This window comes from Streptomyces sp. NPDC093801, from assembly GCF_040701585.1.
GTDB lineage: Bacteria > Actinomycetota > Actinomycetes > Streptomycetales > Streptomycetaceae > Streptomyces.
This window is the reverse complement of record NZ_JBFBDP010000033.1, coordinates 36,937-61,126: the sequence shown is the minus strand read 5'-3', so window position 1 is coordinate 61,126 and position 24,190 is coordinate 36,937. Positions and strand designations below refer to the sequence as shown.

The 24,190-nt window shown below is 71.6% G+C and carries 39 protein-coding genes; 4 read left to right on the top strand and 35 right to left on the bottom strand.

Going from position 1 to position 24,190, the window contains the following annotated elements:
* Positions 1–16 precede the first annotated feature (16 nt).
* The 30 genes from AB0469_RS31940 to AB0469_RS31795 all read right to left on the bottom strand — a co-directional run bounded on the left by AB0469_RS31940 (position 17) and on the right by AB0469_RS31795 (position 20,296).
* Entirely contained in the window at positions 17–3,211 is a 3,195-nt protein-coding gene (locus tag AB0469_RS31940) for a hypothetical protein (RefSeq protein ID WP_366454963.1), read from the bottom strand.
* 148 nt (positions 3,212–3,359) lie between these two features.
* On the bottom strand, positions 3,360–3,797 hold the full coding sequence (locus AB0469_RS31935) for a hypothetical protein (RefSeq protein WP_366454962.1): 438 nt from the start codon (positions 3,795–3,797) through the stop codon (positions 3,360–3,362).
* A 17-nt stretch (positions 3,798–3,814) separates the two neighbouring features.
* Positions 3,815–4,273: a hypothetical protein gene (locus AB0469_RS31930; protein ID WP_366454961.1), complete on the bottom strand. Its 459-nt coding sequence runs from the start codon at positions 4,271–4,273 to the stop codon at positions 3,815–3,817.
* A gap of 65 nt (positions 4,274–4,338) precedes the next feature.
* On the bottom strand, positions 4,339–4,758 hold the full coding sequence (locus AB0469_RS31925; RefSeq protein WP_366454960.1) for a minor capsid protein: 420 nt from the start codon (positions 4,756–4,758) through the stop codon (positions 4,339–4,341).
* Entirely contained in the window at positions 4,751–5,104 is a 354-nt protein-coding gene (locus AB0469_RS31920) for a minor capsid protein (protein ID WP_366454959.1), read from the bottom strand. Before AB0469_RS31920 ends, AB0469_RS31925 begins: the two co-directional genes overlap by 8 nt.
* Positions 5,101–5,412, bottom strand: a complete 312-nt coding sequence (locus AB0469_RS31915; RefSeq protein WP_366454958.1) for a hypothetical protein — start codon at positions 5,410–5,412, stop codon at positions 5,101–5,103. The genes AB0469_RS31920 and AB0469_RS31915 overlap by 4 nt, the downstream gene beginning before the upstream one ends.
* Positions 5,409–5,828: a hypothetical protein gene (locus AB0469_RS31910; RefSeq protein ID WP_366454957.1), complete on the bottom strand. Its 420-nt coding sequence runs from the start codon at positions 5,826–5,828 to the stop codon at positions 5,409–5,411. Before AB0469_RS31910 ends, AB0469_RS31915 begins: the two co-directional genes overlap by 4 nt.
* 12 nt (positions 5,829–5,840) lie before the next feature.
* Positions 5,841–6,347 (bottom strand): hypothetical protein, encoded by a 507-nt coding sequence (locus AB0469_RS31905; RefSeq protein ID WP_366454956.1) that lies wholly within the window; start codon positions 6,345–6,347, stop codon positions 5,841–5,843.
* Positions 6,348–6,356: 9 nt separating this feature from the next.
* A complete protein-coding gene (locus tag AB0469_RS31900) occupies positions 6,357–6,689 on the bottom strand; it encodes a hypothetical protein (RefSeq protein WP_366454955.1) in 333 nt (110 codons plus the stop codon).
* Between the two features lie 10 nt (positions 6,690–6,699).
* Positions 6,700–7,290, bottom strand: a complete 591-nt coding sequence (locus tag AB0469_RS31895; protein ID WP_366454954.1) for a hypothetical protein — start codon at positions 7,288–7,290, stop codon at positions 6,700–6,702.
* Positions 7,283–7,630 (bottom strand): hypothetical protein, encoded by a 348-nt coding sequence (locus tag AB0469_RS31890; RefSeq protein WP_366454953.1) that lies wholly within the window; start codon positions 7,628–7,630, stop codon positions 7,283–7,285. The genes AB0469_RS31895 and AB0469_RS31890 overlap by 8 nt, the downstream gene beginning before the upstream one ends.
* A gap of 4 nt (positions 7,631–7,634) precedes the next feature.
* Positions 7,635–8,699 carry a major capsid protein gene (locus tag AB0469_RS31885; RefSeq protein WP_366454952.1) on the bottom strand — a complete coding sequence of 355 codons (1,065 nt, stop codon included), beginning with the start codon at positions 8,697–8,699 and terminating at the stop codon, positions 7,635–7,637.
* 17 nt (positions 8,700–8,716) lie between these two features.
* Positions 8,717–9,508, bottom strand: a complete 792-nt coding sequence (locus AB0469_RS31880) for a hypothetical protein (protein ID WP_366454951.1) — start codon at positions 9,506–9,508, stop codon at positions 8,717–8,719.
* Positions 9,509–9,676: 168 nt separating this feature from the next.
* Entirely contained in the window at positions 9,677–10,825 is a 1,149-nt protein-coding gene (locus AB0469_RS31875; protein WP_366454949.1) for a phage minor capsid protein, read from the bottom strand.
* A gap of 18 nt (positions 10,826–10,843) precedes the next feature.
* Positions 10,844–12,358, bottom strand: a complete 1,515-nt coding sequence (locus tag AB0469_RS31870; RefSeq protein ID WP_366454948.1) for a capsid protein — start codon at positions 12,356–12,358, stop codon at positions 10,844–10,846.
* Positions 12,345–12,545, bottom strand: coding sequence for a hypothetical protein (locus AB0469_RS31865; protein ID WP_366454947.1), 201 nt, complete (start codon positions 12,543–12,545; stop codon positions 12,345–12,347). Before AB0469_RS31865 ends, AB0469_RS31870 begins: the two co-directional genes overlap by 14 nt.
* A complete protein-coding gene (locus AB0469_RS31860) occupies positions 12,542–13,834 on the bottom strand; it encodes a PBSX family phage terminase large subunit (RefSeq protein WP_366454946.1) in 1,293 nt (430 codons plus the stop codon). Before AB0469_RS31860 ends, AB0469_RS31865 begins: the two co-directional genes overlap by 4 nt.
* Positions 13,835–13,855: 21 nt before the next feature.
* Entirely contained in the window at positions 13,856–14,341 is a 486-nt protein-coding gene (locus tag AB0469_RS31855; RefSeq protein ID WP_366454945.1) for a helix-turn-helix domain-containing protein, read from the bottom strand.
* 93 nt (positions 14,342–14,434) lie between these two features.
* Positions 14,435–15,013, bottom strand: coding sequence for a DUF4352 domain-containing protein (locus tag AB0469_RS31850; protein WP_366454944.1), 579 nt, complete (start codon positions 15,011–15,013; stop codon positions 14,435–14,437).
* A gap of 318 nt (positions 15,014–15,331) precedes the next feature.
* The gene (locus tag AB0469_RS31845; protein ID WP_366454943.1) at positions 15,332–15,760 is read right to left on the bottom strand and encodes a hypothetical protein; all 429 of its coding nucleotides are present in this window, start codon (positions 15,758–15,760) and stop codon (positions 15,332–15,334) included.
* Positions 15,761–15,835: 75 nt separating this feature from the next.
* Positions 15,836–16,603, bottom strand: coding sequence for a hypothetical protein (locus AB0469_RS31840; protein ID WP_366454942.1), 768 nt, complete (start codon positions 16,601–16,603; stop codon positions 15,836–15,838).
* The gene (locus tag AB0469_RS31835; protein WP_366454940.1) at positions 16,600–17,154 is read right to left on the bottom strand and encodes a hypothetical protein; all 555 of its coding nucleotides are present in this window, start codon (positions 17,152–17,154) and stop codon (positions 16,600–16,602) included. Before AB0469_RS31835 ends, AB0469_RS31840 begins: the two co-directional genes overlap by 4 nt.
* The gene (locus AB0469_RS31830) at positions 17,151–17,702 is read right to left on the bottom strand and encodes a hypothetical protein (RefSeq protein ID WP_366454939.1); all 552 of its coding nucleotides are present in this window, start codon (positions 17,700–17,702) and stop codon (positions 17,151–17,153) included. Before AB0469_RS31830 ends, AB0469_RS31835 begins: the two co-directional genes overlap by 4 nt.
* Positions 17,699–18,520 (bottom strand): protein transporter Sec31, encoded by an 822-nt coding sequence (locus AB0469_RS31825; protein ID WP_366454938.1) that lies wholly within the window; start codon positions 18,518–18,520, stop codon positions 17,699–17,701. The genes AB0469_RS31830 and AB0469_RS31825 overlap by 4 nt, the downstream gene beginning before the upstream one ends.
* A 71-nt stretch (positions 18,521–18,591) precedes the next feature.
* On the bottom strand, positions 18,592–18,801 hold the full coding sequence (locus AB0469_RS31820; protein ID WP_366454937.1) for a hypothetical protein: 210 nt from the start codon (positions 18,799–18,801) through the stop codon (positions 18,592–18,594).
* Entirely contained in the window at positions 18,798–18,950 is a 153-nt protein-coding gene (locus AB0469_RS31815; protein ID WP_366454936.1) for a hypothetical protein, read from the bottom strand. Before AB0469_RS31815 ends, AB0469_RS31820 begins: the two co-directional genes overlap by 4 nt.
* The gene (locus AB0469_RS31810) at positions 18,950–19,273 is read right to left on the bottom strand and encodes a hypothetical protein (RefSeq protein WP_366454935.1); all 324 of its coding nucleotides are present in this window, start codon (positions 19,271–19,273) and stop codon (positions 18,950–18,952) included. The genes AB0469_RS31815 and AB0469_RS31810 overlap by 1 nt, the downstream gene beginning before the upstream one ends.
* A 77-nt stretch (positions 19,274–19,350) precedes the next feature.
* Positions 19,351–19,548, bottom strand: coding sequence for a hypothetical protein (locus tag AB0469_RS31805; protein ID WP_366454934.1), 198 nt, complete (start codon positions 19,546–19,548; stop codon positions 19,351–19,353).
* 23 nt (positions 19,549–19,571) lie between these two features.
* Entirely contained in the window at positions 19,572–19,859 is a 288-nt protein-coding gene (locus tag AB0469_RS31800; RefSeq protein WP_366454933.1) for a hypothetical protein, read from the bottom strand.
* The gene (locus AB0469_RS31795) at positions 19,856–20,296 is read right to left on the bottom strand and encodes a hypothetical protein (RefSeq protein ID WP_366454932.1); all 441 of its coding nucleotides are present in this window, start codon (positions 20,294–20,296) and stop codon (positions 19,856–19,858) included. The genes AB0469_RS31800 and AB0469_RS31795 overlap by 4 nt, the downstream gene beginning before the upstream one ends.
* A gap of 120 nt (positions 20,297–20,416) precedes the next feature.
* Here AB0469_RS31795 and AB0469_RS31790 point away from each other — a divergent pair, with 120 nt between their 5' ends.
* The 4 genes from AB0469_RS31790 (at position 20,417) to AB0469_RS31775 (ending at position 21,709) form a co-directional block, all read left to right on the top strand.
* Entirely contained in the window at positions 20,417–20,644 is a 228-nt protein-coding gene (locus AB0469_RS31790; protein WP_366454931.1) for a sigma factor-like helix-turn-helix DNA-binding protein, read from the top strand.
* A 110-nt stretch (positions 20,645–20,754) separates the two neighbouring features.
* Positions 20,755–21,078, top strand: a complete 324-nt coding sequence (locus tag AB0469_RS31785; protein ID WP_366454930.1) for a hypothetical protein — start codon at positions 20,755–20,757, stop codon at positions 21,076–21,078.
* Positions 21,079–21,181: 103 nt separating this feature from the next.
* Complete coding sequence (locus AB0469_RS31780; protein WP_366454929.1) at positions 21,182–21,439, top strand: hypothetical protein; 258 nt, start codon at positions 21,182–21,184, stop codon at positions 21,437–21,439.
* Between the two features lie 9 nt (positions 21,440–21,448).
* Positions 21,449–21,709, top strand: a complete 261-nt coding sequence (locus AB0469_RS31775; RefSeq protein WP_366454928.1) for a hypothetical protein — start codon at positions 21,449–21,451, stop codon at positions 21,707–21,709.
* Positions 21,710–21,941: 232 nt separating this feature from the next.
* On the opposite strand, the gene AB0469_RS31770 is transcribed toward AB0469_RS31775, so the two are convergent.
* The 5 genes from AB0469_RS31770 to AB0469_RS31750 all read right to left on the bottom strand — a co-directional run bounded on the left by AB0469_RS31770 (position 21,942) and on the right by AB0469_RS31750 (position 24,115).
* A complete protein-coding gene (locus AB0469_RS31770; RefSeq protein ID WP_366454927.1) occupies positions 21,942–22,433 on the bottom strand; it encodes a DUF3883 domain-containing protein in 492 nt (163 codons plus the stop codon).
* A 107-nt stretch (positions 22,434–22,540) separates the two neighbouring features.
* Positions 22,541–22,681, bottom strand: a complete 141-nt coding sequence (locus tag AB0469_RS31765) for a hypothetical protein (protein ID WP_366454926.1) — start codon at positions 22,679–22,681, stop codon at positions 22,541–22,543.
* Between the two features lie 90 nt (positions 22,682–22,771).
* Positions 22,772–22,993 (bottom strand): hypothetical protein, encoded by a 222-nt coding sequence (locus AB0469_RS31760; protein WP_366454925.1) that lies wholly within the window; start codon positions 22,991–22,993, stop codon positions 22,772–22,774.
* 55 nt (positions 22,994–23,048) lie between these two features.
* Positions 23,049–23,759 carry a hypothetical protein gene (locus tag AB0469_RS31755; protein WP_366454924.1) on the bottom strand — a complete coding sequence of 237 codons (711 nt, stop codon included), beginning with the start codon at positions 23,757–23,759 and terminating at the stop codon, positions 23,049–23,051.
* 95 nt (positions 23,760–23,854) lie between these two features.
* The gene (locus AB0469_RS31750) at positions 23,855–24,115 is read right to left on the bottom strand and encodes a hypothetical protein (RefSeq protein WP_366454923.1); all 261 of its coding nucleotides are present in this window, start codon (positions 24,113–24,115) and stop codon (positions 23,855–23,857) included.
* Positions 24,116–24,190 lie beyond the last annotated feature (75 nt).

Sequence of the window (24,190 nt, the reverse complement as noted above, 5' to 3'; positions counted from 1 at the left end):
GGAGCCTCCTCTCTGGTCAGACGGGCTGACCCAGGACGGTCTGGACGTTGCCGCCGTCGTTGGCGACGATCCGCCTGATCAACTGCTTCATCTCCTGCGGGCCAGCCAGCTCCACCGTGATCCGCGGTGCGGACCCGCCAGCGGTACCGCCGGCTGCGGCCATGCCCCCCACCGGAGCCAGGGTCATGCCGGGCAGGCTGCCGGTCAGGCCGGACAGCTGGTCTTCCAGGCCGGGCGTCGCGAGGCTGATACCGCGCTGGAACCCCTCGATCACGGAGCGGCCGGCGGGGGTGAGGAGCCGGGCATCCAGGGTCTCCGGTCCCTTCCAGCTGGGGATCATGGAGGTGATCCAGCCCAGGTGATCGCGCAGGGACGGGATCATCGCCCGCAGGCCGTTGATGAAACCGATCATGGCCGATGCGCCCGCGTTGTAGAGGACGCTACCGATGTTGCCGAACGCGTCCCTGACCAGCTGCGGCAGCTCGGTGAAGCGGAGGACCGCATCCCTGACAAGGCCCCGCAGCGCCTGCTTGGCGTAGTCGGCGGCTCCGGAGAGGTCGCCGCGCATCAGCGCTCCGAGGGACTGGAGCAGGGGGACCGCCACGTCCCGGATCGAACGGGCGAAGTCACTGATCAGGTAGGCGGCGATCTTGACGAACAGATCCAGCACCGGCTGAAGCGCCGGGAGCAGGTGCTGGAGCAACTCGGTGGACATCTGCGCCCACATCGCAATCAGCGGCGACAGCGCCACCATCAGCTGCCCCAGCGACTGACCCAGAGTGACCAGACTGGGAGACAGCTGCACCAGGATGTCCCCGATAACCCCCAGCCACAAGGCGAGCTGGTCGCCCAGCATTTTCGCCAGCGGCCCGATGATGCCCGGCAGGGCAGCGAGGACCGGTTGAAGGGCGGCGACGAGTGTGTCCGCCACCTGCCGCACGACCGGTGCCAGCGCATCGAACACGACCACCAGGGCATCGAACAGCGGGGTGACTGCGGGCAGCAGTGCCGCCACGAGCGTGCCAACCGTGGTCAGCAGTGGTGCGGCGGCCGTGATCAGCGACCCGAACGCGCGTGCCGCGGCCACCAGGACCGGGCCCAGGGCCTTGATAACCGGCTGGAGTCCGGCGCCCAGGGCGCGGATCACGATCTGGATCGGCGGCCCGAGCGCGGTGAACACAGGGGCGATGGCCTGGAGAGCGTCCGCGAGGAGCGGGCCCACCGTCTGCCCCAGGACGGACATCGTCTCGTAGATCGACTTCAGCCCGGCCTGCACGGCGGGCGTATCGAACGCGTCCGCCATGGCCTTCGTGACCTGCTGGAGAACCCCGAGGAACCCGCCGCCCGAGGCCTGAGCTGCCCCGAACAGGGACCCGAGCATCGACCCGACGTTGCCGATGACGTCGAAAAGCTGCCCGACAAGAGTGATCGCCTGCTCGATCGCCTTTTGCATCCGGCCGCTGGCGAAGCTGTCGGCCATCTTCGCGGCCAGCCGGTCCAGGGCACCGCCCGCGGCCGCCGTGAGCCGCTCGAAAGCGGGCCCAGCCGCCGCCGCAACCTGCCCCAGACCGGTCACGATCTGGCCCGGCGCCCGAGAGAGGTTACGCAGCCCGGCAGAGGCCGAGGCCATCGCCCGGCCCAGCGTCCCCGAGTCCGCGAGATTCCGCGCGGCGTCCAGGACGCCGCGGCCCATCAGGTTGAGCGCGCCGGCCGAGTCGACCAGCTCACGCCGCAGCACGGGCAGGACACTGCTCGCGGTCCGGGTCATCTCCCCGGCCAGGCCCTGCATAAGGGTTTGCTGCACGTCCAGGCGCAAGCCCTCCCACGCGGGCTTGAGGTCCAGCAGCGCCTGGACAAACGCCTTCGCGGCTGGCGCCAGCTTGCCCATGGCCTCGGCGAACGGATCGGCCTGGCCGCCGGTCGCCTCGGCGAGCGCGGCCTGAGCGCGCCGTACCTGCTCGATGCCGTCCGCCGCGGTACGGGCAGCCTCCTGGCGGGCGTCCGCCAAGTCCCGCTCGCGGTCAGCGACGGTGCGCTGGGTGTCCGCGATCCGCTCCTGGGCCTGCCGGACTGCGTTCGTTCCCTCCACTCCGTCCGCGTTAGCCTTCGCGGTCTCCTGCCGGAGCCGGGCGGTTTCGGTCGTCTGCTCCTTCAGGCGCTGGACGGCCCGGTCGTAGGCCAGCTCGGCGCGGGCGATCTCCTTCGGGTCGCCGCTGGCGCGGGCCTTGGCCAGCGCCTCCTGAGCGTCGGCGACGTCCAGGACAGCGTCACGCTGCGACAGCTCGGCGTCCACCAGCCGGTTGTTCAAGTCCTCCAGGTCCCGGGCGCCCTGCTCGCGCGCGTCATTCAGCGCCATCTGGGCCGCCCGCGCCTCGCGCTGCGCTTCGGCCAGCCCGCGCTCCGCGGTGGCAACCTGCTTGGCCGCCTGCTCGTTGGCCCGGGCCGCCGACTTGACCGCGTCCGATAGAGACTGCTGCGCGGACGCTGCTGCCTTGGCGCCGCTCGCTGCCGTCGCCGCCGCCTTTCCGGCCGCGCCTAGTGCCTCGGCGATCCCCGAAGTGCCGAGCTTGACCGCCCCGAATGCCTGTCCAAGGGCGAACACGGCCGTGGCGCCGAGCCCAGCGGCCGGGAGGATGTTCTGAAGCGCGGCCACCAGGCCAGCCGCCGCCGGGAGAGCGGAGGCGATCCCCACGCCCATCAGGGCGCCCTTGGACGCGACGGCGGACCCCACAGCCCCGGCGACTGAGCCCAGGTGCCCTAGCGTGAGAGAGAACCGGCGGCCCTCGCGGTCGCCCGTGCTCAGGCCGAGCGCGGCCCGCTCGCCCGCGGCAATGAACCGGCCATCCAGACCGCGCAGGCGCCCGGAGGCGTCCGTGGTGTAGCCCGCGACGGATGTCTGGGCGTCCCGGACCGCGCGCCGTACGCCGCTGCTGTCCCCACCGATGCTGAGGCGGACGGGGTGGCTGAGGTCGGCGAGGCGGCCGTCGAGGGTCCGGAGGGAGCCGTCTGCGGCCTCCACGAAACCGTGGACGCGCAGCTCAGCCTCCCGCAGGTTCCCCACGGACTGGAACCGCCCGTTGAGCGCCCGCAGCCGCCCGTCCGTGCTCCGCTGGAAGCCGCGCATCTCCAGCTCGGCGCGGGACAGCCCGCGCGCGAACCCGGCGTCGTCAGCGTCGATCCGGGCGACGAGTTCACCGATGGTCAGCGCCATGCGCGGCCTCCCTGTCAGGTAGCGAGAGAGGCCAGCGCGGCCCTGATTTGGTCGGGGTCGTCGACCACGTTGATCTCGTCGCCCGCCATCCGCCGCCACATGGCATCAGCGGACAGACCAGCCACGAGGACCCAGAACCGGCGGCGGGTCAGGTGTGGGATCTGCTGCGCCCCGATGCCGTACTCGCGCTGGAAATCGGCTTCGAGCGCCCACCAGTAGCGGCGGAGCGCTGCCTCCGTGCGGCTCGGTTCGGCGCGGCTTTTCCCGCCGGGTCGCCCTGCTCGACCAGGGCGAGGGCGTCGGCGAAGGACAGGTCGCGGCCGCTCGCGCGGGCGAGGCCCCAGGTGAGTACGGTTTGGAACTCCTTCAGCCCCATGCGGGCCTTCCGCCACTCCTCGATGCAGTCGGTGCCGAAGATCAGCGCCACGAGTTCGGCGACGTCTTCCAGCTCGGTGGAGTCCTGGAGTTCCTGGATTCGCTTCTCGACGCCGAGGGGCATGTCCGTGGGCACCTGCACCATGACGCCTCGGATCTCGACCTGCTCGCGCGGGGCCGCTTCGGCCCAGAACGCGTCCCAGGACTGCATCTTACTGACGCGGCCCGTCACGGCTTGGCCGCCGTGGTCGACAGGCCGGACCGGGTGAACGTGGCGCTCCACGACACCTCGTCGTTGTTGCCGCCGCCCTGGTCCCCGAGGGTGATGCGGGTCTGCGCCCATACCGTCCAGGTGGTGTCGGTGGTGTGCGCCCACCGGAACCCGGTCAGGCTCTGGACGCCGAGCCGGTCGTTCATCGCTTCGACGATGGCCTGGCCGGGGTCCAGGGCGCCCGTCGCCGGGTCGCGGAGCCGGAAGCCCTCCAGCTGGAGGGACTTGCCGATCTGCATCTTCATCGACTCGGCCTGACCCGCGCTGCCGAACGTCGTGGTGTCGGTGGTCTCCTCGTCCTCACTCTTCGTGAAGGTGTTGATGGCGAGGGGAGAGATCGGCACCCACGTGCCGGGGCTGGCGTAGTTCTCGATCTGGAACACGATGTCCCTCGCGTTGTACTTCTGAACTGCCATGGCTCCTCCAGGGCATGACGAAATGCCCGGCGCGGCGGAGCCGGCGGGCTGAAGATTTGGGTGGATCAGACGCGGTGCGCGGTCACAGAGCGGACCTGCACCCGCAGGTTCACGACATGCTCGTGACGGCGGTTCTCGTCGGTGCCGAGTCCGGACACGTTCCGGGCGACGGCCAGCAGCAGGTCCGTGCCGTCGGGGAGAACCACTGGACCCAGGCCGTGGAGCTCGGCGCGGATCGCGAGCGCCCGGGCGCGGGAAATCCGCGGGTCGGTCGTGCCCCGTACGCGGATCTGGACGGCCACGGTGTCGTAGCCGATGCGGGAGTCCTGTTCGGCGCCGTCGTCGTAGACCCCGAGGACGACGCACACATCCGGGGTGCTGGGCAGGGACTCGATGAACAGGTCCCCGCCGCGGCCAGCGGGGTCGTACGTAGCCAGGCCTCGGGCAGCGAGGTGACGGGCGAGGCCGTCGAGGAGGTCAGCCACGCAGCCACCGCCTCAGGGACACCTGCATGAGCCGCAGCAGCACTTCCCGGTCCCGGTTGAGTGGGATCTCCAGGTACTTCGCCGACCGGCCCGGCAGGTGCTTCCAGGTCAGCTCTTCGTGCTGCCGCTTGGCGTACACGGTGTCGTAGGTGACGGCCCCATCGAGGCCGTCGCGGACGACGCGCCCGGAGCGCTCCAGGGTGCCCTCACGCAGCGGCACCAGCTTCCGAGACTCGGCGAGGAGATGCTCCAGCGCCCGCTGGAGCCCTTCCTCCGCGCCCCGGCGGCCGCGTGTGCTCGCTCCCAGGCGGCCGCCCTCCCAGCGCAGTTCGGTGTACTGCCTCACGTGAGGGTCACCTCCCTGTGATCGGGTGTGCCGAGGCCCGGCGCGGAGTGCAGCGCCGAGGTGATGACGGACGCCGTCCGGCCGGAGGGAGTGGTGACCAGGGACTCCGGCGGGCAAGCCTGGTCCGGGAAGAGGTAGACCGTGGTGGAGGCTGTCACCTCCTCGCCTCGCTCGTCGCGGACGGTCCGGATCTGCTCCTCGACCCGGGCCCGCGCAGTAACGGGGGCGGCGTACTGCGGTCCGTACGCGCTGTCGCCCAAGTAGGCCTGGATCGTCACGGTCTGCATGAGCAGCCAGCCGGGGATCACCAGGCCACCATCCCGATCCGGAGCCTGTCCGGGGCGAGGTCCGGGCTGCGGAGCGCGTCCCACACCGCCGGGGCGACCTGTCGGCCGGGGGAGTCGGCGCCGGACACCGCGGTGACCGACCGGGACAGGCGGACCGACCCGATCTCGACCGAGCCCCACCCGGCCCCGGCCGCCCCGGTGACGTCACCGACCTCGACGCCCCACTCGGCCTGGGCGCACACGGCGGCCGCGAATGCGGCGGCCACGACCTGATCGGTGGGAAGGCCGCTGGCCGCATCGGCGGCGTAGGTGCACAGCCGGAACACCTGGCTGTCCAGGAACCGACTGGCGCGGGCGAGGCGGGCGTCGATGTCGGGCGGCGCGGCCGCCCCGGTGTAGGTCTCGTACTGCTCGGCGGTGGCGTAGACGCGGGCCATCGCCACCACCTCCTACGCGGAGCAGCCGACGATGACCACGTCGTAGGTGACGCTGGTCGACCCGGCGCTGTTGGTGACCTTGAGGATGTCGCCGGTCGCCGCCGTGACCGGCCAGCCCACCGCGTCACCTGCGCCCGCGCCGAAGCCGCACCACCCGCCCGGCTTGAGCGTCACGGTCCCGGTCGAGTTCAGCAGGGTGGCCCACGGGTTGGTGCCAGCCCCGATCACCACGTTGTTGGTGTTGGAGGAGGACGCGGCGATGAACAGACCCTTCACTCTCACGAAGGTGATCGTCGCGCCGTAGACGTCGGTGAGGATTCCCGCCAGGTCGAGATCCTCGGTCGCGCTGGCGGCCAGCGTGCGCTGGTCGTGGAACGCCTTGTCGGCCTGGCCGGCGCTAGTGCCGGATTCCAGGTGGGTGCTCCAGATCCTGGAGAGGGGGTCGGATGTGAGGGTGAAGTCTTGCGCCTTGGTCTGGAGGACGGAGGCAGTCAGGCTGAAGTCGCTGATCATGGGCATGTCTGCCCCCTACTTTCGTCGTCGGGCTGCGGGCGGCGCCGAACCGGTCTCGGCCGGTTCGTCCTCGGCCGGGCCCGCCCCCGGGGGCACCGGAGCCGGCGGCCCGTCGGACTCGGCGGCCGGGGCGGGCTGCTCCAAAGCGTCAACCCGGTAGCCGGGCTCGGCCCGGAACCAGGCCAGCGCCCGCGCGTGCTGCGGGTCGTCCTCGAACAGGGCCTGACCGTTGGCGAAGGCGACGCCCATGACGCCGCCGGTGACCGGCCCGGGTGCCGCCACGCGGTACCGAGCCGGCGGTACGGGCGGTGGCGTGGCCTGGCCGTCGGCGTCCTCGATGGGAGCCATGTCGCCCGCCTCAGGTGAGGACGACGTACGGCACGAAGCTCTTCGCCGTGACGCTCGTGATCGTGGCCGGAGCCGTCGCGGTCAGCGACGAGCCGGACGACTGGGAGAGGTTGCGCTCGCCAGTCACGATGGCCGGGGCCGCGCACCCGCCGAGCAGGGTCGGTGGGGTCGTCGCCGCCACCATGATCCCCACCCAGTAGATCCCCGACCTGGTGATCGTCACCGGGGCGGACAGGGTCAGGCTCTTCGTGGTGTTCGCCGCCCACGCCGTGCTGGTCTGGTCAGCGGACTGCGCCAGCAGGGCCGGGGTGGCCGAGCTGTCGTAGAGCGCCACCCAGTAGTTCGTGGGCGTGCCGGCCGCCGTGCCGCCGGAGCGCACCGACACGGTGGTGATGACGTCACCCGAGCGGAGGTGGACCGGCACGGACGTCATTACACCGGTGGCCAGGGCGACCTGACCGGAGTCGCTGGCCGAGTCGTACAGGCCGATGCGCGGGAGGTTGCGGCGGAAGAACGTGTCCGGGCTGGCGGGGTCGCCCGCGTTGGCGTGTGCGAGGTAGTCACGGACGTTGCGGGTGTACCCGCCGAGCTGCTCACTCACTGGGCTGGCCCTTCTTCAGGATGGTGGCGCGGGCATCGCCCGCTTCTTCGGCGGCGAGCACGCGGGCCCGCTCGTCCTCGTCGGCGTCGGCGAGGTAGGCCAGGACGTCAGCCACGTTGTGCTCGGACGGGTCGAAGTCGGCGGCGGCCGCCGCCGGGGCGGCCGGGCTGCTCGCATCCGTGGGGGCGTCGTCGACGACGCGGTAGCCGCAGCGCCGGAAGTAGGCCAGCGCGGCCCGCGCGCTGGGCGCTTGCGGGTCGACGGTCGCGGCGCCGCCGGTGAAGGAGACGCCGCCGACCTCGCCGGAGAACCCAGGCTCGGGGCTGTGAACGGTCAGCACGTGATCACGCGACCTTGATGTTACGGAGGACACCACAGGAGCGTGTGTTGCGGAGCACCGCAGCGACCGGGCCCATCTCGATTTCGCCGGTCTTGACCGCGCCGGGCTGGGTGAAGTCCGGCATGTAGGTGTTGACCAGCGGCTGGCCGGCGACAGCGGCGCCGTGCAGGGCGTCCAGGCCGAAGCTGACGGCGTACAGGTCGGTCAGGTTGGTGACGTTGCCGCCACCGCCCGCACCATCGGGGTCGCGGGTCTCGACCGGGATGATCGGGGCCGAGCCGATGGCGTTGTCTCCGAGGTCGACGAGGACCCACGGGCCGTACATCTCGATCTGCCGGCCGAGGTCGTCGCGGGTCGCGGTGTAGATCGCAGCCCACCGGGCGAGCGCCCGCATGCGGGTGATGCTCTTGGTGTTGCCGAGGATCGCCTTCACCCCGGGCGGGAGCGCACCCGGGGCGCCCGCGTCGCCGCCGCCCGTGTGGGACGGCACGATCCGGGAGAGGAAGTCGTCGACGACGTCGAGCTGGGCCATGGCCTCGGGCTGCGTGTCGATGGTGCCCCGGGTCCAGTCGAGGTAGCCGGAGGTGACGCCCTCGTTGACCGGCAGGTACTCGGTCGACTGGCCCGTCAGGCTCTTGTCGAGGCCGTCGAAGCCATCGGCGTTGACCGCGGTGTCGCCCCGGATCAGTTCGTACTGGAAGGACGTGCGGACGCCCGTCAGCAGCTGCTGCATCTGGAAGCTGATCTCGTTGGTCTGCGACGCGCCGAGCCGGGACAGGACCCGGTCGATGGTGAACGCGCCGCCCAGCGGCTTGAGGTCCACGCTGTAGCGCTGCCGGTTCGCCTGCGCCGGGGTGTACTCCGAGTTCATCGCGCGGAACTGGGCGCCGCGGCCGGCGGTGAGGCGGGTGTAGCCGTAGGTGAGGCTGGCGCCGCCGGTGCCGGGGGTGACGGTGTCGTCGAACGCGATCTGGTCGAGGAGCCAGCTGTAGCGGCGGAGGTTGTCAATGACGGCGTAGTCGATGTCAGCCTGGCTGTTGATCTGGGCCTGGGCGAGGGTGACGGGCACGGGGTGCTCCTAGGGGGTCAGGTGCCGAAGGCGCCGCGTACGGCGGCGTGGAGTGAAGTGGGGCGCTGCCGGGTGCTGCCTTCGCCGGTCCCGCCGGAGAGGTCACCGCCGGACGCGGTGGCGGCCGGGGTGGCGGCGAGGCTGGGGTTGTCCTTGACGGCGGTCTTGATGGCGTCGTCGAGGGCCGCAGCGAAGCCCTTGTCCGTCGGATCGAGGCCGCTGGCCGCCTTCATGAAGGCGCGGGAGTCCAGGAGCGCGTCCGCCTTGGCGCCGGCCTTGGCGGCGCGGGCCCAGACGGCAAGTTCGACGTCGCGGGCTCGGAGCTGGGCGTCTCGCTCGGCAAGTACGCCCTCCTTCTCCTGGATGGCCTTCGCGAGCGCGGCCGGGTCCGGCGGGGCCTCGTCGGCGACGAGACCGAGCGCCTTGCCGAGCTTCTCGGTCAGGGCCTTCACGGCGTCGTCGGCGGCCTGCTGCTTGGCGGCGGTGCGGTCCTTGCCGGCTTCCGAGCGGGCGGTGCGCAGCTCGCGTTCGAGGCGCTTCACGGTGGCCGCGAGGTCCTCGGCGTCCGTCCCCTGGCCGCCGCCGGTCTCGACCGTCGTCGCGGCCGATCCGGAGAGCTGTCCGGAGGATCCGGACGGGTCTCCGCCCTGGTCAGAGGCCTGGCCTCCGGTGCCGTTGTCGGCGGATCCGGATGCGTCTCCGGCCCCGCCGTCGGCGTACAGGTACGGGTCGAAAGGGCCGGTGCGGTAGGGGTGGGACCAGCCGGCGCCCGCGTGGGGTGTCGGGCGGGCGAGGGTGTGTCGCGGCATGGGTGCGCCCTCCGGGGCGTGCGGGCGGCCCGCTCCCGGCGGTCCGCGGTCGGGGTGGGGTTGGCGCCGCGCCTGGCGGTCGCCGGGGGTGGCCGCTCGGCGGCCGTGGTGCGGATGGCCCGCTCCTGGCGGGCCGGCGTTCCCGGCCCGCTCCAGGCAGGCCGAAGTTCAGTGGGCGCGGCCGATCTGCTCGCGCGCAGACTGGCGGACGATGTGCTCGTGCGCGGCTACGTGCTCGCGGGCGGCTGTCTGCCATGCGCGGACCTTCGCCCGGGCGCGTGTGCGGGCGGCGTCGTCCATCGCAGCGGCTTCGGCGCGTTTCCAGCGGCGGATATGCCGCTCGATGGCCCGCTGGCGCTGGGTGTCCTCGTAGGTGGTGCCCGGCGTTGCGTGCTGCGGGGGCCGGGTCGTCACGCCGGGCAGGTACAGGGACAGGGAGTGCCTGCAATTCGGGTGGAACAGGCCAGCTGCTCGGGCCTCAGGGAGGCTTCCGGCGATGTGCACCGCGACCGTGCGGGGCGGCGCGAGCAGGCCCCGGAGGCCGGTCGGTTGTACCGCGTGCTCCGTGCGGACCGTGCGCGGTCCGGGCGGCCCGGTCAGGGCGAGGACTTCGCCCTCCCACGGCGCGCACAGCGGGCATTCCAGCGGCGCGTCAGACACGATCACCAGGCCCTGGCCGACCTCGGCCATGGCGTCGATGTGCCCGTCGATCGCGGCGCGGGCGGTGACCGAGCGGACGGCCATCTCCGCGTAGGCGGCCAGCTCCCAGCTGCGCCCGGCCCGGTCCACGAACCCGCTGACACCGCGGGCCGCGAACTCGTCCAGTGCGCGCTGGGCGGCGGCCCGGCGGGTGATCCCGGTAAGGAGCTGCGTCCCGGCCGCCCGGGCGGTTACCCCGCGGAAGGTGTCGAGGACGGCGCGCGTGATGCGCTGGTACAGCGGCCGGGTGTCACGGGCGTACGACGCGGCGAGCCGGTCGACGGCCGGGGCCCCGGGCAGGATGCGGCGGGCCTGGAGCTCACGGCCGATGTCGAGCGCGCCGAGCTCGGCCACGGCCGCCTGCCGGCCGCGCCCGTACGCCGTCGTAAGCGCGGCCGCGACGGCCCCGTTGGCGTCGTCCTGGAGAGCCGCGGTGACGGTCTCGACGGCCTCGCGGAGGTTCCCGAGGGACCTCAGCTTCAGCTCGGCCCACCGGGGGCTGTCGATGCCCTCGGCGAGCGCGTCGCGGAGGATCGCGATCAGGGCGAGCTCGGCGTCCGCGTACAGCATGGCGACGGCGGCGGCGAGATCCTCGGCGAGGGCGGGGGAGACGGGCATTGGACCGCCTCCCCACGGCTACTCGGCGCCGGTGGCCGTCGGGTCGGCGACGTCCCGGCCTGACTCGCGGAGGATCCGGCGAACCTCTTCGGCCTGCCAGTCCGCGTCACGGTCCGGGTTGGCCAGGGCCACGATCGTCTCCGTCGAGGCGCCCTCTGCGCGGCGCAGCAGCTCGGCGGTCTCCGCCAGCGTCTTGACGTCGTCCTGGACGGAGTCCCGGAACTGGACCGTCGGCCGCTCGACGGCGACGGTCGGCAAGCCCGGGAACATCGGGGACGCCTCCAGGATGAGGAGGGTCTCGACGATCTCCGCGATGCCGACGGCCTCCAGCTCGCACTTGCGCGCGCGGGTGCTCATGCTGCGCGCCGTACGGGCCTTGATCTCCGTCGCGGTGGCAGCAGTAGCGCCCTCGGTGTCCCCGAAGGTGCCGCCGGAGTAGCCGGCGGTGCGGATGACCTTGCTGGACAGGTCGGCGATCGTCTCGCGGTGTGAGAGGTGGCGGATCTCGAACTGGTTGAGGGTGATGCCGTGTTCGGAGGTCGGCGGAATGTTCATCGGGGCGAACACCTCCCGGTCCTCCCACGAAACGCCCTGGCCGAGTCCCCCGGACTGGAGGTAGCCGGCCGGGACGATGATGCGGGAGCGGGCGAGGCGGACGTCCCGCATCCAGCTGGTGTACACCTCGTCGATGCTGCTCAGGAACGTCTCGCTGCCCTGGTAGTCGGACGTGCCGAGGCCTGCGGCGCCCGGAAGGTCGTGCCAGTCGGGGGCGGAGACGGTGTTCGGGATGTAGGTGCTGGCGAGCCGGTTGCCGATGGGGAGGGCCTGCTCCGGCAGGAAGGACCGGGTCTCCTCGAAGGCTCCGAGGTCGAGGGGCTTGCCGAGGTTGTCCTCTCTGCCCTCGTACACGCCGTGCAGGATCCTCCCGGGTTCGTGCTGCTCCAAGTGCCGGATGACCTTCTGGCCGTCGACGCCGAGCACAGTCCAGTACGTGACCGCGCGGAGCCGGCCGTGGACGAACTTCGGGGCGGCGCCGTCGGCCCGGACGAGGCTGATCCAGGGCCGGTCGCTGATGGTGAGGTCCCAGACGATGCGCAGGTACGCCCCGCCGAGCGCGGCGGACATCTCGGCCTGGGCGAGGAGGGTTCGGCGGAGGCCGTCCTCCATGAGCTGCTCCAGGCGCTCCCGGGTGCCGAGGTCGTCGGTAAGGAGGTTGGGGGGCTCGCTGAACAGCAGGTCGCTGGAGGTGCGGGCGAGGTCGCGGGCCAAGGGCAGGTGGAGGTTCGCCCGCTTCTCGCCGAGCGGGGTCGGCACGCCCCAGAACCACCGGGCCATGGTGCCGACGAGGCCGCCGCGGTACTGCGAGGGCCGGTTGGCCGGGGTGCCGTACCGGCTGGTGCTGCGGTGCCGGTTGGAGTAGCGGTAGGCGAGCCGGTCAGGGTTCGCGGAGTACCAGGCGGACCAGTCCTCAATGTCAGAGCGGATGGCCGGGTCGATGGGCGGCCACGGGGCGCCGGCCTCAGGGAGCGGCATGGGGCACCTCCTCGCCGGCCGGGTCCGGATGTTCGTAGGCGTCGGCGGCGGCCCGGAGCATGTCCGCGATGGCGCGGCGGGCGTTGGTGGCCCATCCGCCGCCGGACGCGGGCAGGTCGAGGGTCGCGATCTCGGCCTCGATGTCCCCGATCCGAAGCACGACAGGCAGGCTGACAGTCTCGATCACGCGGCCACCTCCAGCGTCGGGCGGATCAGGCCCCGCCACTCGTGCGCGCTGGAGTGCAGGGCGTAACGGAGGGCGTCGACCGAGTGGTCATCGATCTTCAAGGGCTTGTCCTCGCCCTTCTCGGCGGCCTTCGGATCCCAGGCGTACGAGGGGAGTTCGGACAGCAGGCCCTTGCAGGAGCGGTGCACGGACAGGGCGTTGGAGCCGAGCGCCACGGACACGGACCGGATCCCGTCCGTGACGTCGTTGTTGGCCTTCGCCACCCCAGGGACGCCGTCGGCCCACAGCTGGGTCATGAAGGAGGCTGCGCTCGGGTCCACAAAGATCCACTGCGGGGTCACGCCTCGCGTGCCGCCGTGCTCGTAGTTGCCGAGCCATTCCCGGAACGCCTCGCTGTACGCGGCGTCCGTGAGCTGCCGGCGCGCAGTGCGGGAGTCGTGCCGGTACTCGCTGGCCACATACAGCCGGCCGTCCGTCCCGGCGCCGACGAGGAGTGCGGACAGGGGGTTGATGGTGCCGTAGTCGACGCCCACGCACATCCACCGGTCGATGGCGGGGACGATGTCGACGACGTGGCGGGCCTCGTCCCACATGTCGTAGACGACGCCCTCGGCCAGGCACCACTCACCGAGTACGTACCGGCGGTAGAAGAGTCCCTGATATTCGATCTTGAGGTCGGCGACGTACTTCGCGGGCAGGTACGGGTTGTCGTCGAGGCTGAAGGAGAACCGGTGTAGGTCGATCGCGTCGGCGGCCTGCGACTCGGCGATTGAGCCGTCCCGGCGCAGGTGGAGCCGGGCCCTGTCCAGGAACTTCTTCTTCAGCCAGTGGTTGGGGCCCTCGGGGTTGGTCGTGCCGAACCACTGCGCGCCCTCGATGGAGAGGCGGGTGCCGAGCATCGAGAAGAACGTCTCAGGGAAGGTCGTGACCTCGTCCAGGTAGGCGCCCGCGAGCGTGAGTCCCTTGATCTTCTCGGCGGCGCGCTCGTCGTTGGCGCCCGCGGTGTAGATCGTCCGCCCGAGGAGCACCAGCTCGCCCGCCCCGGACTTGTACACGCAGCGTTTCGGCCCGAGCATCTCGACCATCGGGTCGATGATGTTCCGTTTCAGGGTCCGCTCCGTCTTGCCGACCATGAGGAGCGGGCCGGCGGGGCCGGTGCGGACGTACCGCAGCCACATCAGGATCGAAGAGATGGTCTTGGACGAGCGGACCGCGCCTTCCCAGAGGTTCCCGCGGGCGGTCGCCAACTGGGTGCTGCGGAGCTGCTTCCCGGCGAGGGCCTGGTACACGGCGGGCCCCCTCCCGGTCGGCTACTCCGGTGCCGGGGTGCCGCCCATCATCCCCCTCAGCCACTGGTCCACGGCGGCCATGCCCTCGGTCTCAGCCTCGGGGGGTACCAGCCGCATGGCGGCGGCGTTCGCGGCGGCGGCGGCCGCCATCAGGGCCCGCTTGTCGGCGGCCGGGGGTTCGTCGACGAGGGCGCTGGCGTAGGTGTGGTCCTTGCCGCCGAAGCTGTGGATGGCGGAGGGCTCCCACATCTGCTCGGAGAGGCGGAGCGCGTCGTCGGTGAGGGCGTCGGCGAGGATCGCGCGCTTCTCGGCGAGCTGGAGCATGCGCACGCGGGTGCCCTCGGCGGTCTGGGAGCCGTCGAACTCAAGCCCGAGGCGGGCGGCGTGAACGCTGATGGTGCGCGAGCCGCGCCCCATGCGGCGGGCGATCTCGTTGCGGCCAAGCCCTTCGGCGTGGAGGCGGCGTATCTCGTCCTGTTCGGCCAGGGTGACGGGTCCGTCGGCCATGGCGGCCACCTCCAGGGGTGAGGGGCCCGCCGTCCGGGGGCTCGACCGCGCGCCCTCGTGCGCGGGAGCTGGCCGGACGGCGGGAGCTGGGGGTTAGGGGATGGTCCACTCTCCGGTCTGGGAGGCGAACCCGCTGTTCATCGCAAACTGGACCTTGACGATCTTCGAGTCCTTCGGGACCTCGTAGGTGATCCAGCCGAGCACCTTGGCGCCAGGCGACACCTTGGCCGCGCTGGTCATCGCCGGTCCGGCGGTGGTCTCCGCGAACGTCGTCTGGAACTGCTGTCCTTCGGCATCGGCGACCTGGGTGCCGTTGCTCGGGCTGTCGTTGTAGACGGCGGTGCCGGTGTTGACCAGCTCGAACTGGGCGGCCACCCAGCGCTTTCCGTCCTGTGGCTTCATGAAGTCGTCGGCGGGCTGCGCCGGGTCGGCCCACTTCTTGATGGTGACGGCCAGTTGCTCGCCGTTGCTGTTCCCCTTCAGGGTCACGGTGTCGCCCACGGCTGCGGCCTTGCCGGGCGCCGGCTTGCTGGGGGCTGCCTCGGCAGGGACGGTGGGGGACGGCGGGGCACCCTTGGGGTCGGGCTTGGTGGTGATCTCGTCGGCGGGCCCGCACGCGGTGAGGGCGAGGAGCGCGATGGCGGCGGTGGCGGTGAGGCGGTGTGTACGCATCGCGCCATGGTCGCCGGGTTCAGATGCCTGTGTGGTGACTGTGATCGGTCTGTGACACGCGAAAGCCCCGCACATTGGCGGGGCTTCGGGGGCTGTTGTTTCCGGGCACGCCGGAGTTGCGACCAGGATGCGGCACAGCGACCGGTTTTGCAACTGGGTGCAAAAAGAGCCCCGCCGTACGGGGGGACGGCCGGCGGGGCCCTTCTGCAGTGCGCGCTGGCAGGCGCTGTCCGGGAGGGCCAGCGTGCCCCCTCCAGGTGGTGCGCTCACGCTACGCCCGGGATGGCTGGAACAACACCCCCTAGATGCGGCTGGATTTCACCCGTCGGTCTTGGCGGCGATCTCGTTGCGGACCAGGTTGCGGTGCGCCTCGTACGCAAGGCGCGCATCGCCGCTCGGGACCGCGCCGGTATCTAGTCCGCAGGCGCACGTCACCGTGGTCTCACCGGTAGGCACCCGCACGGAGTACATCGATCCGGGCTCCCAGTCGAGCACCTTGCTGTGATTTTCGAAGCGGAGGTTGTGGCGGAAGACGGGCGTGCGCGGTTCGCGCGGGGTGAATGCGGAGCCGCTGTTGTCGAGGGTGAAGCGCTGCTCGCTCATGCCGCCATCATCCCTGCTGCGGCTGGCCGGCGGGGTCTGCTCCTGCTGCTGCCGCTCGGCCTGCTGCTGCGCGGCGAGCGTCTCGTTGTGGCGGCGGATCAGCTCGGCCTCGGAGATCGCGGCCTGGAACGGGTGCTGGGCCATGATGGCGGTCCTGTCTCTCGTGAGGGGATGGGGTCCGGGGCGGCCGGTAGCTGCTAGGCGGCGGCCGCCCCGGGATCAGACGGTGTATTCGCGGCGCTCGGACGGATCGGTGATGATCGTCATCCCCGCTTCCTCCCGAACCCCGATGGCGTCGTTGTTGCTGTTGTTGGCGCCCTGACCTGCACCGACAACGCCAACAACCTCTTCGGGAGAGGGGTGGGAAAAGGGGGGGATATCCGAGCCGCGTACGCCGGTACTGGTGCCGCGGCCGTGCATCCGCACGTCGGCGATGGGGATCCCAGCCGCAGCGAGGAGCCGTCGGGCGGTGCCCTGCGGGGCACCGAGGTACTCCTCAATCGCGGCGAGGTGGACGTGGGGGGTGCCGAGCGTGCGGGCGACGGCGACGACGTCGTCGATGCCGGGCCCCGCGACGGCGTGCTCCTTGGCCAGTGAGACGGGCTCCGGTTCGGCTTCGGGCTCCGGCTCTTGGACGGCCGGGGCCGGGCAGGGGTTCCAGTCGGGGTGGCCGACCCGCCAAGCCGCGATCAGCCACAGGCCGAGGGCCGGCCACAGCAGCGCGGAGGAGGTCTGGAGGCGGCGGGCGCCCCACCCGGCGACGCCGAGCCCGACCTTGCGGAGGATCCAGGCCGCGCCGAGGAGCACGGCGAGGCGGAGCGCCCAGGCGATGCCGGAGGCCTCGCCCAGCCACCTTGTGGTGCGCTGCCAGACGCCGCGGACCCAGTCGGTGACGCGGCGGGCGAGGTGCGCGGTGAGGCGCTGCGAGCCGAGGGTGAGTCGGGCGGCGGCGGCCCGGATCCACTCGTGGGACGTCGGGGCGTTCACAGGAGCGTTCCGTGGACGGCGCTTCCGATGAGCTGCGCGCCGATCGAGTTCACGGCCGGGACCACGGCGTTGCCGATGACGGCGAACACGCCGGTGCCGATGGCGAGCAGGGTGCCCGCGGCGACGCCGGTTTTGAACCCGGATTTCGCGACCTTGGCGAAGGCCTTGCGGAGGAGGAACAGGGTGATGACGAGGGCGGTGACGACGAGGGCGCCGTTCCCGTCGAGGCTGGGGGTGGCGGCCGAGGCGACGATGTTGGACCGCTGGCCGGTCATGGTTGACATGACGAAGTCTCCAAGGGAGTTACCTCCCCAGCGGATGAATCCGGACGCCGTGCCGAGGAGGCCTGCGGGGCAGGCGACCATGAGGGTGCCAAAGCCCACTCCGAACCAGAGGGGGATGAGGGCTTTGGGGTCGCGGCTGCCGCCGCTGGCCGGGCCTCCCCCGGCGCCAGCGGTCTTCCACCACCGGTAGTGCTGGGCGGCGAGGATTGCGACGCCGACGACCAGGCCGGAGCCGGTCAGGGCGGTGGAGACGAACTCGTTGCTCATGTGCGGACTCCGGTGATGGCGTAGACGAGGGTGGTGACCGGGAGGGTGGTGGCGGTCGCGATGAGGGCGGCGTCGAGGAGGATCCGGGCCCTGATGGCGCGCAGTTTCGGTGCCCACAGGTCGGGGTGGGCGGCGGCGGCCTCGACCCGCCGTGCGTTGTCCAGGAGCGCGAGCACGGCCGCCGGGATGGCGGCGAGGGTCCAGGCCCCGGCGAGGCCCTGACTGTCTCGGGCGGAGGCGAGGACCCAGGCCCAGGGGGTGGAGACCGGCATGGCGCAGAGGAGGCAGCCCGCGTTGTAGCCCCAGCGGATCCGGCGCCACCACGGAGGCCGTTCGGGTTCGGGGGCGGCCCAGGACAGGGTGACGTGGACGTCGACCGGGGCGGGCGGCGGTGGGGTGTACGGCGGCGGGACCGGGGGCCGCGGGACGAGGGGCGGGGGCGGGGCCTGCCACCAGTCGTCGGGGTGCGGTGGCCGGGGCGGCGCCGGCGGCCGCTGGGGGAGCGGCGCGCCGGGCGGAATGATCTGCGTGATGCGGGCCTCGGTCATGATGCCTTCCGGGCCATCCGGAGCGTCCGGAGGACGGATTCCTCCTTCGCGTTGGCGTCGTGCACCTTGCGGACGTAGCGGACGACGGCGTCCGGGTCGGTGATGTTGCAGGAGACGGCCGTCCGGACGGCATCCGCCATGGTCATAGGCCCGGACATCAGGAGCTGCCGCCCATCCTCCGGAGCCTCAACCCGCCCCTCCGGAGGCTCCGGGGTGTGGTCCGGAAGCGTGTGTCCGGCCGCCCGCGCCTCGATGGCGGCGAGGTGGCGCAGCTGCGCGGACAGGGCGAGCCGGGCAAAGATCTTCGCCTGGCGGCGGACCAGCCACTGCTGGGTGCGGGCGTCGAGCGGCCGGGCGTGGGCGCGCATGACCAGCGTCCAGGCGGCCTTGGCGAGCGCGGACACGGCGGCCGCAACGATGCCGACCTTGAGGGACTCGGCGAGGTAGCCGTGGAGACAGATGGCCGCCATGGCGATGGCGAGTCCGGTGTGGCCGGCCCGCCGGAACACGGCGGCGCGCTCGGGGTCGTAGCGGAAGACCCATTCCAAGATCATGCAGTTGATCCAGAGCAGGTCGAAGACGCTGGCGGCGGAGTAGGCGGCGACGCTCGGGGCGACCAGGTCGAGGAGGTCCCCGATGCCGGCGGTGGACCAGCCGACGGAGGCAAGGACGATCGCGGCGGTGGTGGTGGTGACGGCGGTGAGCGCGATCCGGTCCCAGTCGAGCGGCGAGCCGGGGATCTTGTACTTCTCGGGGATCAGCTCGGTCTCGCCGTCGACGGTGTGCTGGACGTAGCGGATTGCGGTGCGGCTGCGCACGGGTGCTCCGGGGTGTGCGGGGCCGGGGCCGCGCGGGTGGTCAGCGCGGGCCCGGCCGGTCTGGGATTGAGTCAGTCGTCGCAGGCGTTGACGAGGTTGCGCAGCGCGTACTGAAGGTCGCTGGCCGCGAAGTACATGGCGGTCTGCTCGCGGATGTCGGCGTTCTCGTGTTTGGCCAGGGCCTCACGGGCGAGTTGGAGCGCGACGTCGAAGGGGAGAGCGCCCGGGGGGAGCTCGTGTGCCAGATCGCGGAGCGACATGGGGGTGGGCGGTGTGGTCATGCTCGCCCCTGCTTGCTGAGGGTGGCGCGTACGTCGGCGGCGTCGGCGTAGTCGCGGGCGCAGGCGTCGACCGTGGCGGGCTCGGAGAGGACGCTGTTCTCGCGCGGGGTCCGGTCCGGCTCGATGGTGCTCGGCGTGTAGTCCTGCATCAGACGGTCCTCGCGGCCTGGCGGAGCCGGAGCGCGTACTCGCCGCCGGTGATGCCCTGGGCGATGACGTCCTGGTCCGTGATGGGCTCGACGGCGAGAGCCTTGAGGAGCGCGTGGTCGCGGACGGCGCGGGGGTACGGGGCGAGGATGTCGGCGCCGGCCGCGCTGAAGGCGAGTCCGAGGGCCATGGTGCTGATGGGCTGCTCGGGCTGGTGGTCGCTGATGAGGTCGGCGACGGCGTGGAGGAGCTGCGCGGCGACGGTCAGGCCTTCGCGGGCGCGGCGGAGGTGTTCCTCGGCCTGGGTGAGCTGGGTAAGGTCCATGGCGGACCGCTCCTTCGTGAGGTTGTGGGTGGTCCTGGCCCTGGCTGGAGGTGCGAACTCCGGCCGGGGCCGCTCTGCTACAGGTTGGCGATGCCGAAGACCTGTGTGTGCCGCGGCAGGGTCTCCGTGAGACCGTCGGTGAAGGTGACGCGGCGGTCGCTGAACGGGCCGCCGTCGACGCTAGCGACCTCGCGGAGGATGCCGTCGTGCCCCTTGAGGCGCCAGCCGGGGACGATCAGGTTCGTTGTCAGCCAGCCGAGTCGCTCGTCTTCCATGGGATTCCTCCGTGGCGGTCTGGTCAGTCGATGTGCTCGGGTAGGTCGATGCAGGTGTGCGGGTCGAAGTCCGGCATGAACGGGTCGGGCCCCGCGGTCACCGCTGGCGCCCGCAGCAGCGCGCCCATCGGGATGCGGCTGCCGAGACGGAGGTCGGCCCCGTCCGGGCCGAGGGTGAACCACGACAGCGGGGCCTTGTCGGGGTGGGCCTCGGCGTAGGTCCGGTGGAGGGTGGCACCCTCCGGGATGCCCAACTCCGGCAGGTCTCGCCGGAGCCGGGCAACGAGCCGGTCGGAGGTCCGCCCGGTCACGCCCGGTTCCCGGCGAGGCGGGCTTCCCGGCGGCGCGCGTACTCCAGGCACGTGGCGCAGGTGAGCGGCGCGGCGACGACGCGGTAGCGGGTGCCCTGGTTGGTGCTGGCGCCGGTGCGGCAGAGCGGCCACGGGTCGCCCTTGCTGCCGTCGTGCAGGGTGCCGGGGTGGCTGGTGTGGATCTTGCCGCCCGCCATCGGCGTGCAGTGCTCGGGCTCGGCGGCCGACGCCTTCTCGGCGGGGGCGTCGACCAAGATGAGGTGGACCGAGCGGCCGTCCTTGTAGTCGATGGCGTAGTCCGTGCGGCTGATGCTCGACATGGTCCGGACGGTCTTCTTCGCGTCACCGATCATGGCCGCGTTGATCTCGTCCAGGCCGGCCTTCCGGTCGACGGTGGTGGTGACGCCGTTCTCGGTGCGCTCGTAGACCTTGTTCACGGTGGCTCCCTCTCGTCGGCCTTACGTCAACCAGCTTGGCCAACCGCCTTGGCGTTGTCAAGCGAGTTGGCCAAGCGTGTTGGCCTATTCGGTTGGCTGATCGCGTGGCATCATGGCCGCATGGACACCACCGCCCTTGACGCAGCCGCCCAGCGCTACCGGCGCGCCGAGGCAGCCCTCGACAAGGCGCGCGCCGAACTCACCGCCGAAGCAGTCGCCTGCCTGCGCTCCACCGATGAGCGCGGCGCCCAAGCCGAGGTGGCCCGGCGTATCGGGTGGTCGCGGGAGCGGGTCCGCCAGATCATGGCCGCGGCCGACGCTGAGGCCATGGCGCCGGCCGCCGAGTAGTCGCACGGCAGAGCCCCGGTCCCCGGCGGGTCGGCGCTTCCTGCCTGCGCGAAGCCGGGCCCCGTGTGGTGAGCGGTAGGCTGCGGCTCCCCGAACCGAGGAGCATCACGATGGCTAAGCGCGGCCTCTCCCACTCTGATCATCTGCGGCTGGGGCAGATCCTCGCCGGCCTTCAAGTTGCGTTGTTGCAGGCGGAAGTGGATTTGGAGAACGCCTACCCGCGGTCAGGGGAGAGGGCCTTCCCGGCGAAGCGGCTTGGCGCCGCGGGTGATGCATTGCGTGAGGCGCGAAGGGCTCTGGAAAGCGCCGTGTTTGACGAGCACCCGACCGTGGCCGCGACGGAGGACTACTTCCCGTATTCGGAGCATGAGGCGAGGGTCGAGGTGCCGCCGAAGCCGGGCAGTAGCAGAGTTCGCTTTGGGTGGCAGAGCTGAAAGTGGGCTCGCCAGGTATGACAGGGCAGCCCCCGATCCCTGCGGATCGGGGGCTGCGCGCTGTCCGGATGCGTCCGGAGCCGTCCGGACGCACCGTAGAGGCATGCCCGACCGTGCTCGGATCGTCGTCCACCCTCCCACCTCGACCGGCGGCCGGCGGGTCGTCGCGCACATTCACGCGGAGGACTCGATCCTAGGCACCGCGTACTCGCTGGCGGACGTGTCCGAGTTCCTCCGGAGGGTCGGCGTGGACGATCCGGACGCTGTCCTCGCGGCCGGGGACCCGCTGATGGAGTGGCGCGGCGGCGGGCCCGAGGTGTGGGCCGCGAGCCCCGACGAGGCTCCGGGCGCCGGACCGTAGGATCGCGCGGTGGCAATCGAACTCCCCAGCGAACTGATCAATCTCCAGCGCGAGGCCAACCTCGCTCGCCAGCAGGCGACCAGCAGCGAGTACAGCCCGGCCGGGTGGAAACCCTGGCTGGACGCGGTGGACGCGGTGCATGCCGCAGTGACGAAGTACGCGAAGGAGAAGGATCTCTCGCGGCATGAGGTAGAGAAGGCGCTCAAGACTGCGGCGAAGGCCTCGGAGGCCCCGCCCGACGCGTCCTCGGGCGGAGCTGGGGACGAGTAGCGGGCTACCGGGCGCCCTGGCCATACCGGCGGTGTGCCAGCTTCGAACGACCACACCGGATCCAGCGTGTGTCACGGTGGGATGGCGTCCGGACCCGTTCGGAGAGGACCCGGAGGGGTCTGGACGGCTGCCCCGGGCAGCGCGCAGCTCTTGCGCCACGCGGCCGGGGTCTGACCAGTGCTGGTGGTGACGACTGGGCGGCCTGCGTCGCTGGGGTGCGGCCGGCCGCGTTTTACAACAAAGCGACTTCCCCGAACGTCCGGATGTCCGAGGGCTGGACACCCCAGCGCGCTTCTTGGCCGACGCGCCGGTACTGGCCTGCTGGAAGTTCGGCGGCCTCGGTGAGTAGGTGCCAGGGCAGGCGCCGCGGTTCGCGGACGATGATCAGCTCTGGGCGGGATCCGCAGTTCAAGGCGACGTACAGCCACCAGTCCTCGCCGAGTGCGTTCATTGCGGCCCGCTGACGCTCGACGATGGGAACGCTGGTCCTGTCGCCGTTCTTGCCTTTCACCTCGATGATCCGGGCGGGTACTCCGTCGGTGCCCAGCGACACCAGGTCGCACCCAGGGCGGGAAGGGGCCTGCGGGTGCCGTGCGGAAGCCCAGGCCATGACCGAGGGCAGGAATCCGGGCGCCGCCCCGTGACTCACGTCTACGGGGTGCCGGCCCTGCGAAAGCTCGTACTGGATCGCAAGATCCATGGCTGCGCGCTCTGTCGGGTTCACGGTGCCCTCCTTCGCCAGCCGAGTATCGCAGGCAGGGAATCATGAGGCGGCTGATCGGGAAACGGGGGGCGCCCGACACCGAAGAGTCGGACGCCCGGGTCGAGGTGCTATTCGGGGCAGGCGACGGGCTCGCCCGCGACCTGGAAGTGTCGGGGCTCGTTGGGAAGCTCCCCGGCGAGGTGAGGGTCGGTCTTCACCGGACGGCCGCAGCCGCAGATGGAGATGATCGGGTCAGTGTTCTCAGGCATGGTTCGCCTTTCGTCGGGCAAGTGGTGAGCCCAGTGGACAGGCTCGGCCACCGCCGTACAACTCCCCAAGGATCCTTGGGGAGTCGTGCCTCAGCCGACTGTCACAGGTAGAGCGTCAACGTCCTCCGGAGGCAGTCGAACCCCGTACTCGTCGTAGGCCCATGCGCTGAACCTCCAGCGGGCGATCAGTCGAAGTGCCTCCCGATCCGCCTCGGACACTCCGTCCCAGCACTGGCGGGGGTACGGCATCGACACGTTGCAGAGCTGGCCGGCCACGGTGCCGGAGACGGTGAGGCGAACGCTGGCGTCCATGGGGATCCTTCCGGCGGAGGTGCCCAGTGTGGCCCGCGGTTCGGCCTCGCTTCGGCTATGCGGCCGTCGTGTCGGGCAGGGTCCAGCCGCGCGCGCAGCCCTCGCACCGGGCGGCCGGGGCCTGGCCGGCGCCGGTGGTGACGACCAACCGCCCGGCGCAGTCCGGGCACGGCCGGATCGCGGTCTCCTCGCGGACGGTGAGGTCGAGGACGGCGGCGATCCGGTCGGCGCAGCCGGCGGCGACCTGCTCGACGTGATCGAGCTGGGTGGCGGTGAGCGGCCGGAAGGGCCCGTCCTCGCCCTGGACGCGGGCATGCAGCCACCCGGCCGCGTACTCGGCGGTGCGCAGGCCGGTGTACCGCCAGCGGGCCGGGTCGGCCTGCTCGTCGTCGGCGCACTGGTTGCGGAGCGCCCGGTCGACGGGGGTCCAGCCGCGGGCCTCCCAGTCGGCCGGGGCGTGGGAGAGGGCGGGCCGGGTGATCTGGGGAGCGAGGGTGTCGGCAAGGTGGATGAGGGTGGCCTCGACGAGGCGGGCAGTGTCGAGGATCCGCAGGTTCACCGGGGCCGGCGTCTCGCCGATCTGCTGCGGGTCTCGCTCCAGGGCGCGGAGGGCCGCGGCTTCTTCGGCGTCGGCCTGGTCGAGGACGCGGAAGAGGTCGGCCTTGGTGGCGAGCCAGTTGGTTCCGCGCTGGTCGAGGGCGTCGTCGAGGTGGGGCCAGAGGGTGGCGATGCGGATGAGGTGTGCGGCGGCGGGGTGGGTGGTCATCGCGGTACTCCTGGGGCGTGGTGCGGGTACGGTGGTGGCCACCTGGGGGCGCGCCCTGGTCTGTGGCGGACGGTGGGCGCGCCCCTCGCGCATGCTCAGGCGGGGAAGTCGGGGACGGCTCCCTGGAACGCGTGGATTTGCCGCTCGCGGATGGGTTCACCGGTGTGGGGGTCACAGCGGATACGGCCGGACTCCAGGACGTAGCCGTCGTAGGTGAGCAGGCAGGAAAGGCCGTCATCGGTCGGTACGAAGTCGAGGACGGCGTCAACGGGTACGGTGCGCGGGTCGATGCCCTGGTCTGTGAGCCACGCAGCGATGGCTTGGCGGCGGGCGTCGCTCATGTCGAGGTGGACCATGGCTACTTCTCCTTGTGCTGGTTGATGCGGACGGCGGCCCAGATGAGGGTGAGGCCGAGGGCGGTGACGCAGATG

Excerpts from the sequence above, each read along its gene's own strand:
- AB0469_RS31940 (WP_366454963.1), bottom strand. The coding sequence starts at position 3,211 with ATGGCGCTGACCATCGGTGAACTCGTCGCCCGGATCGACGCTGACGAC.
- AB0469_RS31935 (WP_366454962.1), bottom strand. The coding sequence starts at position 3,797 with ATGCAGTCCTGGGACGCGTTCTGGGCCGAAGCGGCCCCGCGCGAGCAG.
- AB0469_RS31930 (WP_366454961.1), bottom strand. The coding sequence starts at position 4,273 with ATGGCAGTTCAGAAGTACAACGCGAGGGACATCGTGTTCCAGATCGAG.
- AB0469_RS31910 (WP_366454957.1), bottom strand. The coding sequence starts at position 5,828 with ATGGCCCGCGTCTACGCCACCGCCGAGCAGTACGAGACCTACACCGGG.
- AB0469_RS31905 (WP_366454956.1), bottom strand. The coding sequence starts at position 6,347 with ATGCCCATGATCAGCGACTTCAGCCTGACTGCCTCCGTCCTCCAGACC.
- AB0469_RS31900 (WP_366454955.1), bottom strand. The coding sequence starts at position 6,689 with ATGGCTCCCATCGAGGACGCCGACGGCCAGGCCACGCCACCGCCCGTA.
- AB0469_RS31880 (WP_366454951.1), bottom strand. The coding sequence starts at position 9,508 with ATGCCGCGACACACCCTCGCCCGCCCGACACCCCACGCGGGCGCCGGC.
- AB0469_RS31875 (WP_366454949.1), bottom strand. The coding sequence starts at position 10,825 with ATGCCCGTCTCCCCCGCCCTCGCCGAGGATCTCGCCGCCGCCGTCGCC.
- AB0469_RS31870 (WP_366454948.1), bottom strand. The coding sequence starts at position 12,358 with ATGCCGCTCCCTGAGGCCGGCGCCCCGTGGCCGCCCATCGACCCGGCC.
- AB0469_RS31855 (WP_366454945.1), bottom strand. The coding sequence starts at position 14,341 with ATGGCCGACGGACCCGTCACCCTGGCCGAACAGGACGAGATACGCCGC.
- AB0469_RS31850 (WP_366454944.1), bottom strand. The coding sequence starts at position 15,013 with ATGCGTACACACCGCCTCACCGCCACCGCCGCCATCGCGCTCCTCGCC.
- AB0469_RS31845 (WP_366454943.1), bottom strand. The coding sequence starts at position 15,760 with ATGGCCCAGCACCCGTTCCAGGCCGCGATCTCCGAGGCCGAGCTGATC.
- AB0469_RS31835 (WP_366454940.1), bottom strand. The coding sequence starts at position 17,154 with ATGAGCAACGAGTTCGTCTCCACCGCCCTGACCGGCTCCGGCCTGGTC.
- AB0469_RS31830 (WP_366454939.1), bottom strand. The coding sequence starts at position 17,702 with ATGACCGAGGCCCGCATCACGCAGATCATTCCGCCCGGCGCGCCGCTC.
- AB0469_RS31820 (WP_366454937.1), bottom strand. The coding sequence starts at position 18,801 with ATGACCACACCGCCCACCCCCATGTCGCTCCGCGATCTGGCACACGAG.
- AB0469_RS31815 (WP_366454936.1), bottom strand. The coding sequence starts at position 18,950 with ATGCAGGACTACACGCCGAGCACCATCGAGCCGGACCGGACCCCGCGC.
- AB0469_RS31810 (WP_366454935.1), bottom strand. The coding sequence starts at position 19,273 with ATGGACCTTACCCAGCTCACCCAGGCCGAGGAACACCTCCGCCGCGCC.
- AB0469_RS31805 (WP_366454934.1), bottom strand. The coding sequence starts at position 19,548 with ATGGAAGACGAGCGACTCGGCTGGCTGACAACGAACCTGATCGTCCCC.
- AB0469_RS31790 (WP_366454931.1), top strand. The coding sequence starts at position 20,417 with ATGGACACCACCGCCCTTGACGCAGCCGCCCAGCGCTACCGGCGCGCC.
- AB0469_RS31785 (WP_366454930.1), top strand. The coding sequence starts at position 20,755 with ATGGCTAAGCGCGGCCTCTCCCACTCTGATCATCTGCGGCTGGGGCAG.
- AB0469_RS31780 (WP_366454929.1), top strand. The coding sequence starts at position 21,182 with ATGCCCGACCGTGCTCGGATCGTCGTCCACCCTCCCACCTCGACCGGC.
- AB0469_RS31765 (WP_366454926.1), bottom strand. The coding sequence starts at position 22,681 with ATGCCTGAGAACACTGACCCGATCATCTCCATCTGCGGCTGCGGCCGT.
- AB0469_RS31760 (WP_366454925.1), bottom strand. The coding sequence starts at position 22,993 with ATGGACGCCAGCGTTCGCCTCACCGTCTCCGGCACCGTGGCCGGCCAG.
- AB0469_RS31755 (WP_366454924.1), bottom strand. The coding sequence starts at position 23,759 with ATGACCACCCACCCCGCCGCCGCACACCTCATCCGCATCGCCACCCTC.
- AB0469_RS31750 (WP_366454923.1), bottom strand. The coding sequence starts at position 24,115 with ATGGTCCACCTCGACATGAGCGACGCCCGCCGCCAAGCCATCGCTGCG.